This window comes from Peptoanaerobacter stomatis, from assembly GCF_000238095.2.
Classification (GTDB): Bacteria; Bacillota; Clostridia; order Peptostreptococcales; family Filifactoraceae; genus Peptoanaerobacter; species Peptoanaerobacter stomatis_A.
In genome coordinates this window covers 1,720,425-1,734,438 of the sequence record NZ_JH815225.1, presented here as the reverse complement: position 1 = coordinate 1,734,438, position 14,014 = coordinate 1,720,425, and the positions used below count along the sequence as shown (strand labels likewise).

The following is a 14,014-nucleotide window of genomic DNA, read 5'->3' as shown; positions in this document are numbered from 1 at the left end:
ATTTTTCACATCTCTTTGTTTTTTTATTTGCATTAATTTAACGAAAACTGTTACATTTTCATAAATTATGTTATAATTATTTAGATATTTTTTATTATATAACATCTATGTTTCTTAGATATCAGTATTAATCATTAAATATCTTGTATACACTGAAAATATCATCTTACAAATATTATTTATTTTGATAAGCAAATTAAATTATTATAAAAAAACAGGAGAAAATTATATGAGAAAATATTTCGGTACAGACGGAGTCAGAGGTATCGCCAATGAGGAACTCACTCCTACACTTGCATACAAATTGGCAAGAGCAGGTGGATATATCATAAGTAAATATTCACATCACGACGGACAAAAACCTCTTGCAATAATAGGCACAGATACAAGAATATCAAAGGACACTTTAAAATATGCTCTTATGGCGGGCTTTACAAGCGTAGGCATTGATGTAATAGATGCCGGTATAGTTCCTACACCTGCTGTTGCATATCTGACACGATTTTTTAAAGCTGACATAGGTACGGTTATATCCGCATCGCACAATCCTATGGAATATAACGGAATTAAATTTTTCAATTCACAAGGCTTCAAACTTGCAGATGCAATCGAAGAGGAAATCGAAGATTTAATCGAGCAAATGGAAAACAAAAAAGATATTATAAATTCTCCTACTCACAACGCCATAGGCAGACTTGTCAAAAGGGAGAATCCAAAAGAGGCTTATATGGATTTTTTACAAAAAATTGTAAATACAGATTTAAAAGGTCTCAAAGTGGTATTGGATACGTCAAACGGTGCCGCTTATAAAATCGCACCTGAAGTATTTAAGAGATTAAAAGCTACAGTACACACCATAGCAGACAAACCTAACGGCTTAAACATAAATTGGGATTGTGGCTCTACTCATCCCCAAAATCTTCAAAAAGCCGTATTACAACAAAAAGCCGACATAGGTTTGGCATATGACGGCGATTCAGACAGACTTATAGCTGTTGATGAAAAAGGAGAAATCGTAGACGGCGACAAAATAATGCTCATCTGTGCCAAGCATTTAAAAGAACAAGACAAATTAAAAGATAACAAGCTCGTAGTTACGGTTATGAGCAATTTAGGGCTTCACATATCAGCAAAACAAAACGATATAGATTTGAGCATAACAGGTGTAGGCGACAGATATGTACTTGAAGAAATGTTAAAATGCGGTTATTCAATAGGCGGAGAACAATCCGGACATATAATATTTTTGGACTACAACACGACAGGTGACGGAATATTAAGCTCGTTAATACTATCTTCCATATTGAAGCAAAGCAAGAAAAAAATGAGCGAACTTGCAAAAATAATGGACATATATCCTCAAGTTTTGGTAAATGCAAAAGTAGACAACAAATTCAAGCAAACTTATATGGAGATACCGGAGATTGCTCAAAAAATTAAGCAGATAGAAGAAGATATGGCACAGGAAGGCAGAGTGCTTATAAGACCGTCAGGCACAGAGCCTCTTGTAAGGGTAATGATAGAAGGAAAAGATGAAGACAAGATAACAACTATGGCAAACGAACTCGCACAGCTTATTTCAGAAAAATGTAAATAATATTTAAAAAGCATTTAATATTTATTTAAACTTTATAATATAAATTATTATTATGAAATAAAATAGTTATTTACAAAATTTTAAATAATAGCTGTGGAAATTTTATAAGTTATAATTAATTTCAGAATTTATACGCTTTAAAAGACCACACATAAGTTAAACTGTGTGGTTTTTTTATTTAAAACTTTTACTGATTTGATTTATATACTTTTAAATCAGATAAAATTTTAAGCCTATCTAAAAAATTTTGCAAATATGATTTTAAAACAGCTTAGTTTTTGGTAAAAATAAAACTGTAATAAATAAACTTATAAAATTAAAACAGATTAAGGAGTGTTTTATGAAAAAATTTAGCAAGAAAAAAATTATAATATTTGCAATAATCGCTATTATTGCTGTTTTTATAGCCTTCAATTTCTTTGGACCCAAGCCTGAGATGACTACACCGGTTGAAGTCTCTACCTTGGAAAAAGGTAATGTGGAAAGCGTAGTAGAAGTGCAAGGTAATGTATCTTCTGAAGACTCAGCAGAAATAACATCTCCATACAACTATGAAGTTGTCAAGATAAATGTAAAAGAAGGTGATACGGTACAAAAAGGTCAAGTATTGGCAGAGCTTGACGGAGAAGCTCTAAGAGATGAAATAACATTGTTACAAAACGAAATAAAATTCGATGAGCAAAAACTTGGTGAATCATATGACTCAGTAAATGATATTTACAAATCAACAGAATCTCTCAAACTTAACAGTGAAAATGCAAAAATAGCATTGGATAATGCAACAAAAGCATTAGATGATAAAAAACAATTGTTAGATTCAGGTGCTATACCTCAGCAAGAATATGACAATGCAAAAACTGCATTGGAACAAGCACAAATATCATATGACAACGCACAAGAAGCTCTAAAAAAAGGTGAGCATGACATACAGGCACAAATAAATCAAGCTACACCTAAGCAATCTGCACTTACAGCATTAGAAAACAAAAAAATATCACTGTCACAAAAATTAGAAAAATTGGAAAAATTAAAAATAACATCACCAATACAAGGTACAGTTACAAGAGTATATGCAAAAATCGGTAGATATGCACAAGATACTGAAAACCACAAACCTATGTTCATAATAGAAGATGAAAGCAAAAAATATGTAGTGGCAAAAGTCGGCGAGTATGACATATCTAAAATAAAATTAAATCAAGAAGTAAAAATATCAGCAGACGTATTAGGAAAAGACACCGTATCCGGAGTAGTAAACAGAATATCTCCTACAGGCGAAAAATCATCTTCAAGCAACAGCATAATAGTACCTGTAAAAATATTAGTTACACAAAAAGATGAAAGACTTATATCTGGAGTAAATGCAAAAGCCACAATAAAAATACAAGGCGTAAACAACGTGTTCAAAGTACCGTTTGATTCTATACTGACTGTCGAAGATAAAAACTATATATTTACAGTAGAAAACGACACACTTAAAAAGATAGAAGTTACAAAAGGTCTGGAATCTGATTTGGAAACAGAGATTTCATCACCGCAGTTAACAGAGGGTATGCAAATAGTAAAAAGCCCACAAGAAACTTTTATGGACGGACAAAAAGTTCAAATAGTTGACAATTCAATGATGATGCAATATGGAGCTCAACCACAGGAACAAGTCGCAAAATAACAAATTAATTTAGAAATAGGAGCAAGTTAATGTCTGATAACAAGGTAGTACAAGTAATAGACCTGAAAAAGAAATATCAAATGGGCGATAGCGAGCTTATGGCTCTAAAGGGTGTAAACTTTGAAATAGAAAAAGGCGAGTTTGTATCAATTATGGGCTCATCAGGCTCCGGAAAATCCACACTTATGAATATAATAGGCTGTCTTGATAAACAGAGCGAAGGCGAATATATATTGGAAGGCATAAACATAAAAGACAAGACACAAAACGAGCTTGCATATATAAGAAACCAAAAAATAGGCTTTGTATTCCAGTCTTTCAACCTTATATCAAGAACATCGGCACTTAAAAATGTAGAGTTGCCTATGATATACGCAAAAAAAGATTCCAACTACAGAACAAAACGTGCAGAAAAATTGCTTGAAGATGTAGGTCTGTCAGAAAGACTTCACCATATGCCCAACGAATTATCAGGAGGTCAACGCCAAAGAGTAGCAATAGCAAGAGCACTTGCCAACGACCCCCCTATAATATTGGCAGACGAACCCACAGGTAATCTGGACTCAAAATCATCAGTAGAAATAATGCAAATTTTTGCCGAGTTAAATGCACAAGGCAAGACTGTAATATTGGTAACACACGAACCTGATATAGCAGCCTACACAAAACGAATAATAACATTCAAAGACGGAAACATACTAAAAGACGAAATAAACTACAATATATCAAAATTCTAATAAGATTAGACTATGTTTTATTGATAGTTTATCAAAACATTATATTTTAAATTTAAACTTATATTTAAAAATTATTCATCATCTAATCAGATATAGGTATTAAATTCTATCAGCAAAGCTATTACACTTTGTTGAATTATATAAATTTTTAAAGATTTTATGAGGTAAATATGGGATTAATATTAGAAAACTTCAAAATGGCTCTATCATCAATAAAAGCCAACAAGATGCGCTCTTTTTTGACTATGCTCGGCATAATCATAGGTATCGCATCAGTAATTACCATAACATCAGTCGGTGAATCTACCAAAGCCACTATGAACAAGTTTATAAGCGGTTTCGGTAAAAACAGAGTTATGTTATATGTAAATTATGAAGAAGAAAATCAAATTGACGATAACAAATATTTTACTCTTGAAGATGTCGATTATATAAAAGGAAAATTTAAAAATCAATTAGCATATATATCCTTATCAAACGGTTCTGTCAGCACTATAAAAAGAGGTATTAAAGAGCAAAAAGTCAATTTTATGGGTGCAGATTATAACTATATCAAAGAATTAAGCACTTACAAAATAATATACGGTAGAGATTTTCAAGAAAATGATGTAATAGGAAGAAAAAAAGTAACAATAGTAAACAGAGAATTTGCTCAAGCACTGTTTGGAAGAGAAGATATAGTAGGCGAAGAAATAACAGGTACAATAGATGGTGAAACTACTACACTTAAAATAATAGGTGTATATAATAAAGAAAAAACCATCTTTGACTCCATAGGTGGAGGCAATCAAACAGACGCATATATTCCATACACAATTGCAGGTTCAAGCACGGGTTATTTGGATATGAAAGTTGCTGAAAATCTGAATTCAGTAACAGAGAGCAACAAGATAAAAGAATTTGTTACAAGATACAAACAAGCTGACCCTTCGACATATAAAATACAGACTTTAGAAGAACAAGCAGGCATGATAAATCAAATGCTTACTATGTTGTCGCTCGGATTAGGTGCAATAGCTGCAATATCTCTTGTAGTCGGCGGTATAGGTATAATGAATATAATGCTCGTATCAGTAACTGAAAGAACAAAAGAGATAGGTATAAGAAAATCTCTTGGAGCAAGAAAAAAAGACATATTGCTTCAATTCCTGATAGAATCAATAATATTATCAGGTGCAGGAGGTATAATAGGTACACTAATAGGTCTTGGACTGTCAAATATAGCAACCAAATTTATGAACGTGGACTCCACTATATCGATAAATGCCATTATAACAGCAGTAGTATTCTCATTCGGCGTCGGTATATTCTTTGGGATCTTCCCTGCAAATAAAGCATCAAATCTTGACCCGATAGATGCACTTAGATATGAATAGTTTTTAATTTTATAAATATAAAAAGATGTTCCTTGTAATTGGGAACATCTTTTTATATTTATACAGGCTACTTATTCCGATTTTTATTTAAAAATCCAAAAATAAATTTAATCCGCCCTACTACTGAATTATATTTAAATTAGCATTAGGACAGTTTTGACAATTCTTACTACACAACTTACAATTTTGAAGTTTACAGGTAAGGTCTGTACATGAACGCTTACAAAATATACATTCAATATTATCTCTTTTAGCTCTGTCTTTGACATTTATTGTAAGTCCATGCTCTATGAAGTCTGTAAATACTATAACCATATCCACTTCCGGCATTTTTAAGTTTCTCATGCCTTTTTTTCTGCCTTGCCAATGTATGTAATCATTTATGCCGAAATCTTTAAGCGTATTCGGTATTTTGCCTAATGTATCGGCTCCTACTAATAATGCTTTCATTAATATGTTTTTCCTTTCAAAAAAATTAAATGATAATTATTCTTAGTATATTGTATGATTTTTTTTATCAATTGTCAATAGTTATTATGTATATTCTAAGTAAATTGATTTAATGTTTTTACGATTATTATTATTTAATTGACAAATATATTATCTTATATTATAATTACTTTAATAAATGCAATAAGTTAAACAGTTCCACCAAAAAAAGCACACTATGCCAGTAGTGTGCTTTTTAATAGGCTAATTATCACGAAAGATACTGTCTAACCATTTGCAAATAAAAATTACAATTATATCCTAATAAAAACTTAATTTTTTTACTTCTTGTGGAAGATTGCCTTTATATTTTTTAAACAATGTTGAAAATCTGCTGTGCGAATTGTACCCTACCGCTCTTGCAACCTCGGATATATTTAAGTTTGTCGCTATGAGCATATGCTCTGCAACATTCATACGTCTTCTTTGTATATATTCGGTAATGCTCATATTATACTTTTGTTTAAATGAATCTTTCAATTTTGTTTTGCTCATAAGTGCTATTTTGCATAACAAATCCTGTGAAATATCTGATGAGTAGTGGTCGTTGATATATTTACACACATTATCGAGTGATATATCGTCTTGCCTGCTTATCTTGGCTTTACTCTCTTTCCTTTCAAAATATCTGTTTATAGCTATATTCAATAATTCCTTGGCTTTTACCTCGTAATATATCTCACTTGCAGGGAAATTCTTATCATAACTCAAAATATCATCAGCAATTTTTTGTATCTCCGGTATTTCTTCCAAAGAATTTAATTGCTGAAATGCTTCTTCCAATATTTCTTTATCCAAATTTGATGTTTTTTCAACAAACTCTGTTATAAATTTTTCCTTATATTCTATCCCTACGGAAAAATACGGATAACCTCCATGAAGCAAGAATCTGAAAACTCCTTTTTTATGAAAATATGTAAATGTCATATTGTCCGTAACCGACTGATATGGAGTAAGGCACTCACCATGTACGGACTTGATATATGATATGCTTACATAGGTATCGCTTAAATCATCTTGAGTGTGATTTACTATTATGTCTTTTTTTACATTAAAATCGTGGATATTTACGGAAAAATAATCATTTGTGTAAAACCAGTAATATCCGTCCATTTCCTCTACATTTATCTTGTACGTAACTCCTATAGGAGAAAATAAATTGCACTCCTCGTCCAAAGTGAAACCTACACTTGTTAAAAACTTTTCATATCCATAATTCATAACTGCCCCTCCTTTATAGTCAATTCTTAATTTCTATAAATCAATATATGCTCATACTAAACACTAATTACATTATAATTATATATTCAAAAAATCATATTTTCTAAAACAACAAATTATATAAACTTTAGCTATTTTATAATTTACACCAATATTTGGTATAAATATATTTCTATAAGTAAATTAATTATTACGATTAGCCCAACTGATACATTTAGTCATTATTAAACATATACACTTGAAATAAATAATCATATTTTGTATCATTAATTTATCAAGGTATCGCAAAATATTTATATAGTAAACTCAAATATAAACTTCAAAATATAGTAAATTAAAATATTTGCAAGTTTATTAAAAAATATATGTCTTTAATCGGATAATAGCATTGATATACGATTTACATATATTTGTTATTCATTTTTAAGTTATTTTGCTATAAATAAAACTTGCACATATCTTAATTATATATCAGTAAAAGGAGGAATTCAACAATATGAATAAAAAAATAAACATTAAAAATGTTGTAGCTTTTTATGCAAATGAAAAAATGCCACTTTATTATTTGACTGTAATTTTTTCGGCTATTTATGGCATTTTATCCGTTATACCCTACTATCTCATATGGCAGATTGCAAGAGAGCTTATTGTAAACGGTACTTCCGCAGACAAAAACAAGATAGTATCATATGCTGTTTACATATTCGCATCACAAATAATAGGTATAATCGTGAGTTTTTCAGGATTGATGGCATCTCACCTCTTGGCTTTTCGTATTGAAAAAAATATAAGACATAACGCCATTAATCACCTGCTCTCACTGCCTATAGGATATTTTGAAAACGAAGATACAGGCAGAATAAGAAGAATGATTGACGACAACGCATCCAAAACACATACATTCATCGCACATGTATTCCCTGATATCGCATCTTCCACTGTTATACCTATACTTTTTATAATTATGATACTATCCGTAGATTACAGGCTCGGACTGCTTTGCATAGCAGGTGTGATAATAGGAATGGCAAATATGTTTTCCTTAATGGGACCGAAAACTAAAGAGCTGATGGGCGAATATATGCAATCATCAGAAAATTTGAGCATAAACGGAGTCGAATTTATAAGAGGTATCCCTGTTGTAAAAGTATTTAACCAAAGCGTAGAAAGCTTTCAAAGATTTTATGCATCTATAATGGATTATGACGAAAAGGCAAAATTTTTCGTAAACTTTTGCAAAAGACCTATGATATTTTACACGCTGTCTCTATTTATGCCGACAATCCTGCTCGGACCGCTTACGATGATACTTATAAGACACAGCTCGTCACCGCTTGAACTGTTGTCAAAGTCAATTTTATATATATTGATGTCAATGTTGCTCCACTCCGTACTCATGAAACTTGCAACAGTATCTGAAGCAAAAAATATGTTCTTCATATCCATAGAAAAATTGAACGATATTTTTGAAAATAAACAAATGCCTAATATGAACATAGAAAAAACAAATCAAGAAGGCATAAGTTTTGAAAATGTAAGTTTTACTTATATAGGTAAAGAAACTCCTGCAATAAACGATGTAAGCTTCAATTTTGAAAAAAATAAAACATATGCACTTGTAGGTGCAAGCGGTTCAGGTAAATCAACACTGCTTGAGCTAATCGGCAGATTTTACGATATAGACAAAGGCTCTATAAAAATAGACGGTCAGGACATTCGCTCAATAGAAGAAGATATACTTTTGTCAAAACTTTCCATAGTGTTCCAAGAAAGCAAATTGCTCAAAAGGACGCTTAGAGAAAATATAACCATGGGCAAAGATTATTCAGACGATGAAATCTTAAATGCAATCAAATTAAGCGGTTGTGAAGATATACTCTCAAATATGAAAAACGGTTTGGACACTATGATAGGCGAGCAGGGAACATATGTATCAGGCGGAGAGGCACAAAGAATATCTATCGCAAGAGCTTTTTTAAGAAACCCCGACATTTTGCTCTTAGATGAAGCTACCGCTTACGCAGATCCTGAAAATGAACATAAAATAAGCGAAAGCATAGAAAAGTTAAAACAAGGCAAGACATGTATAATGATAGCACACAGATTAAATTCAATCACCAACGTAGATAAGATACTCATAATGCAACACGGAAAACTCATAGACAGCGGAAACCACGAAGAGCTTATGCAAAACAGTCCTTATTACAGACAGCTCTACGAAAACTATTCAAGAAGTATAAAATGGAGGGTTGCAAATGCTTAACATATTACAAAAAAAATTCCTGTTATCTGAAGAAGGCTCAAAAAATATGTTAAAAGGTATAATCTATTGTGCACTTTTAAACATAGCATTTATGATGCCTATGGGTGTAGTGTTCAACTTTATCCGAGAAAGTCTGAACATCTATATGTACCATACTCAAACAGGCTACACCACAATATTATATGTTGTAATGGCAATAATAACTTTTTTTGCTATATATTTTGCCAACAATCTGCAATATGACAGCGTATATACCACAACATATACAGAAACGGCAAACAAGAGAATATCCCTGTCAAACCATATACGCAAATTACCTCTTTCATTTTTTGACAAGAGAGATTTGGCAGATTTGACAGCAACTATAATGGGAGATATGGAAGCCATAGAACACGCATATTCTCATGCAGTACCAGAATTTTACGGCACAATAATATCCGTAACATTAATAGCAATATCAATAGCTGTTATGAATTTAAAAATGGCTGTTTGCCTAATACTTCCATTCCCAATATCTATTTTTATGATTCACTTGGCAAAAAATAAAAAAATGCAATCAGAAAAAAAACACTACAACGAAAAATTAAAAGTAACTGAATTTGTTCAAGAAACCCTTGAAAATATATTGCCTATAAAAGCATATCAAAGAAAAGAAAAAACTATGTCGGAGTTTAAAAAACTGCTCGACAGCGAAGAAAAAGAACATCTTAGAGCAGAGATATACAATCCGTTATTGTTGGCACCCCTTAAAACACTTATGAGAATAGGTGTACCGCTCGCAATATTAGTAGGATTTGGCGAATATACAAACGGAAATCTTGAGCTTGCATCTTATATATGCCTTATAATCGCCTGCGTAGTAATATATGCACCTATGGACGGTTGCCTTTCATTCATAATAGAGTTTATGTATATAGACACACCAGCAAAAAGAATGGACGAAATATTCAATATGAAACTTATGAGTGGAGATGACAAACAAATAGATAATTTCGACATAACACTCGAAAATGTATCATTCGGCTACAATGATACTGAAGTTATAAAAAATGTCAGCTTTACCGCAAAACAAGGTCAAACTACTGCACTTGTAGGCGCATCAGGTTCAGGCAAATCAACACTTGCAAAATTGATGCTCAGATTTTGGGATATAAACTCAGGCACAATAAAATTAGGCGGTAGCGACATACGTCAAATAGAGCCGGAAAATCTGCTCAAACACTATTCAATGGTATTTCAAGATGTAGTGCTTTTCAACAATACAATTATGGAAAATATCAGAATAGGACGCAAAAACGCAACAGACGAAGAAGTAATACAGGTAGCAAAAATAGCAATGGTAGACGAATTTGTACAAGAGCTACCCCAAAAATATGACACAAAAATCGGAGAAAACGGAGTACTTTTATCAGGTGGAGAGCGTCAGAGAATATCAATAGCAAGAGCCATATTAAAAGACGCACCTATAATATTTTTAGACGAATCCACATCAAGCGTAGATGCTGACAACGAAACAAAACTCCAAGAGGCACTGTCAAACCTCGTAAAAAATAAAACCGTAATAGTAATCGCACACAGATTAAGAACTGTTGAAAACGCCGACAAAATAATAGTGCTTAGAGATGGCAAACTCATAGAAGAAGGAACATCAAAACAGCTTATAGACAAAAAAGGCGAATTTTACAAATTATGGAAGCTCCAAAAGAATAATTAGTATATTAAAATATTTATTCTAAATTCATACTTTTCCCCAATATAATAATAGTGATGCTATTACTACTCTCATTAATTCAAATATAATAACAGTATGATTTATAAGAAAACTGTAAATAGTGTTTTATCTTATTAAATTTATAAAACACTATCATTTAGTTGAATTTTGATATAACATATTAAAAGTTAATAGAATAATAGATGTTTTTAATAATTTATTAACTAATTAAAATCAAGTATAACTCATATATACTTTATCCATTAATTAAAATAATATTAGTATTACTATAATTTCAAAAAAGAGAAGTATCCATATTTTCATAGATGACTTCTCTTTTTTCTTTATTTTAGCCTTCTTATAAAAAAAATAATATTTCAAAAAAAGATGTTTTTTAATCATTATACCAGAAATATTGAGCACATTTTATTTTCTATTATGCTTACTATCGTTTTAGAGTGATTTATTTTCAATCCAAATAAAATTTCTCTAAATTGCAATAGCGAATGTATCTTTTTTATTAAATTTAATTTAGTACCTTGCATTATATAGTACCTTGTGTTATACTCTATTTAATAAAAATAATTTTATACTAATATCTGTTTAATTAAGGTATAAAATTTATATACGTTATTAAGTATACTTAATTTTACTTAGCTAATAAATTCTTAAAATATCTATTATTCTACTGTCTTTTATACTGAAAATATTTTAAAAAGCCATATATACTATGAAATAATACAATAAATATTCATATAAAAATATATTATATAGGAATCAAAATTGTATGGCATTTCAAACGGGCAATGGTATTAGTATCATAGTTTATTGCTTATTTCAGCATTTACAAGCATTAAAGCATAGTATATTTCATATCATAAGTAGAATAAAAAAACTATAAAATGATAAATATTTTTTATTTTATTCTTATAGCAAATAATAGATAAAGCTTATTAGTATTAAGGAGGTTTTATGAACATACAATTCAAAAAAGGTGTGTTGGAATTGCTCGTATTATCTCTGCTCATCGAAAAGGATATGTACGGATATGAACTGGTTGAAAAAATATCTGCTCATATAGATATATCGGAGGGTACTATATATCCGCTGTTAAGGCGACTCAAAAATGACGGATATGTGGATACATACTTGCAAGAGTCTCAAACAGGTCCACCACGAAAATATTACAAGCTCACAGACACCGGCAGAGCTTCACAAAACTTGCAAATCAAAGAATGGACTGATTTTACAAGCTCGGTAAATACTATTTTGAAAATATAAAAAAGGAATGATACCATATGAAAAAAAGAGAATTTTTGGACTTGCTCAAATTTTATCTCAAAGATATGCCTCAAATCGTTATAGATGATATCCTCTCGGATTACGAAGAACATTTCAACATAGCAATGGAAAACGGCAAGAGTGAAGAAGATATATGTAGCGAGCTTGGCTCACCTGAGTTGATAGCAAAAGAATATATAAGCGGTGAAAAAATACATCTCGTAGCTAAAAATGCAGAATTTGAACAATCAGACTTCGAAAAAGACGCAGAAGATGAGAACAAAAAAAGCAAAAATTATAAATTTATTTTAACAATATTGGCAATAATAGGTGTAATAAGCATTTTGCCCGCAATATTCGGTTTCGGAATGGGAGTTGTAGGCGTAATAATTGCCATAATATTAGGTATATTAGGCATTTTCTTTGGAATTGTCAGCTCAATAGTAGGGATTGTATTTACTATATTTGTATATGGAATAACACTTATAATATCCGTTATAAACCCCATTTTCGCAAGAAATATTTTCCCTAATCATATAATTACTTCTATTCACCCGCTTACAAGGCTGTTTTCAGCCATTGCCGTAATATCTTTCGGACTTCTTATAATACTGCTTGGACTTTTTATAATAAAGCTTATTATAAAAGGTATAAAAAACATATTTATAACAATTAAATGGAAAAAAAGGAGGAATAACAATGAAAAAACTGCTAAAAGTTCTAATAATATTAATCTTGATAAGTAGTCTGCTTTCAGCTATTTCATTTTTCGCATTCGATTTTGCAAATGTAAGAGATATCTACAGTCATAATTCAATATTTCACAGCCATAGATATAATCCTGTTAAAGACTATATCGAAGATGAAACTGATGATGCTCTTGATGATAATTATGAAGACTACGGCATAATCAATAAAGGCGCAAATTTATTTGCTAAAAGTTTGGAGCAAAATATCTTGGATGGCGTATCCGACATTGTATCCGATACTGTAATTGATGAAATGGCACTTGGTGATTATTTTGAAAATGAAATGTCCAAGGAATACAAATACTTACTAAAGACTGAAAATTTGAATAAATTTGACGAATTGTATATAAACTTGCCGTCTTCATCTTTATGTGTACAAATAGAAAAATCCGATAAATACAAGATAGATTTTTACTCAAAAAGAAAGAGCAATGACAATGTAAAACTTATGAAGATAAATCAAAATGGCTCAAAATATGAAATAACTTCACCTGAAAAGTTTGACAAAAATACACCTTACTTAGTTATTTCAACACCTGATGCTCAAAATCTTAAAGTGAAGTTTAATACGGACAGTGCAGTATTTGTGGCAAAAGAGAGTTTGAAATCCGCCGACTTAAAAACGGATAACGCAGTTATCAGCCTAAGCGGTGAAAAATCCTACAACATAAATATAGACGCGTCCGATTCGATAGCACGGATAGATTTAAAAAATTATGACGCGCAAATAAATGTAAAAAGCGACAGCGGTATAGTAAATATATTAGGTAAAAAATATATGTTGGAAGATAAAACTATAAGCGAAAAAATTAAAAACGGAAAAGACAAAATAAACATAGAAATGGATTCAGGTTTTATAAAAATAAAATAGTTTGAAGTTCAAGCAATAGTATTATACCTATTTTCTAATAAAATTATGGA

General features: G+C 30.9%; 11 protein-coding genes. 9 read left to right on the top strand and 2 right to left on the bottom strand.

The window, feature by feature from the left end; translation table 11 throughout:
- Positions 1–229: 229 nt before the first annotated feature.
- From glmM to HMPREF9630_RS07570, 4 genes are all read left to right on the top strand, one after another.
- Positions 230–1,597 (top strand): phosphoglucosamine mutase, encoded by a 1,368-nt coding sequence (gene glmM / locus HMPREF9630_RS07585; protein WP_009525232.1) that lies wholly within the window; start codon positions 230–232, stop codon positions 1,595–1,597.
- A gap of 340 nt (positions 1,598–1,937) precedes the next feature.
- Positions 1,938–3,266, top strand: coding sequence for an efflux RND transporter periplasmic adaptor subunit (locus HMPREF9630_RS07580; protein ID WP_009527916.1), 1,329 nt, complete (start codon positions 1,938–1,940; stop codon positions 3,264–3,266).
- A gap of 29 nt (positions 3,267–3,295) precedes the next feature.
- Positions 3,296–4,003: an ABC transporter ATP-binding protein gene (locus HMPREF9630_RS07575; RefSeq protein ID WP_009527915.1), complete on the top strand. Its 708-nt coding sequence runs from the start codon at positions 3,296–3,298 to the stop codon at positions 4,001–4,003.
- Positions 4,004–4,173: 170 nt separating this feature from the next.
- Entirely contained in the window at positions 4,174–5,379 is a 1,206-nt protein-coding gene (locus HMPREF9630_RS07570; RefSeq protein WP_009527914.1) for an ABC transporter permease, read from the top strand.
- A gap of 120 nt (positions 5,380–5,499) precedes the next feature.
- Here HMPREF9630_RS07570 and HMPREF9630_RS07565 read toward each other — a convergent pair whose 3' ends face one another.
- Together HMPREF9630_RS07565 and HMPREF9630_RS07560 are read right to left on the bottom strand one after the other, a co-directional pair.
- A complete protein-coding gene (locus HMPREF9630_RS07565; RefSeq protein ID WP_009525236.1) occupies positions 5,500–5,829 on the bottom strand; it encodes a DUF2325 domain-containing protein in 330 nt (109 codons plus the stop codon).
- Between the two features lie 300 nt (positions 5,830–6,129).
- On the bottom strand, positions 6,130–7,089 hold the full coding sequence (locus tag HMPREF9630_RS07560) for an AraC family transcriptional regulator (protein WP_009527913.1): 960 nt from the start codon (positions 7,087–7,089) through the stop codon (positions 6,130–6,132).
- Positions 7,090–7,585: 496 nt separating this feature from the next.
- Here HMPREF9630_RS07560 and HMPREF9630_RS07555 point away from each other — a divergent pair, with 496 nt between their 5' ends.
- From HMPREF9630_RS07555 to HMPREF9630_RS07535, 5 genes are all read left to right on the top strand, one after another.
- On the top strand, positions 7,586–9,352 hold the full coding sequence (locus tag HMPREF9630_RS07555; protein WP_009527912.1) for an ABC transporter ATP-binding protein: 1,767 nt from the start codon (positions 7,586–7,588) through the stop codon (positions 9,350–9,352).
- Entirely contained in the window at positions 9,345–11,066 is a 1,722-nt protein-coding gene (locus tag HMPREF9630_RS07550) for an ABC transporter ATP-binding protein (protein WP_009527911.1), read from the top strand. Before HMPREF9630_RS07555 ends, HMPREF9630_RS07550 begins: the two co-directional genes overlap by 8 nt.
- 969 nt (positions 11,067–12,035) lie before the next feature.
- The gene (locus HMPREF9630_RS07545) at positions 12,036–12,344 is read left to right on the top strand and encodes a PadR family transcriptional regulator (RefSeq protein WP_009525240.1); all 309 of its coding nucleotides are present in this window, start codon (positions 12,036–12,038) and stop codon (positions 12,342–12,344) included.
- Positions 12,345–12,361: 17 nt separating this feature from the next.
- Positions 12,362–13,090, top strand: a complete 729-nt coding sequence (locus HMPREF9630_RS07540; protein ID WP_009527909.1) for a DUF1700 domain-containing protein — start codon at positions 12,362–12,364, stop codon at positions 13,088–13,090.
- Positions 13,044–13,964, top strand: coding sequence for a DUF4097 family beta strand repeat-containing protein (locus tag HMPREF9630_RS07535; protein ID WP_009527908.1), 921 nt, complete (start codon positions 13,044–13,046; stop codon positions 13,962–13,964). The genes HMPREF9630_RS07540 and HMPREF9630_RS07535 overlap by 47 nt, the downstream gene beginning before the upstream one ends.
- The last annotated feature ends 50 nt before the right edge of the window (positions 13,965–14,014 follow it).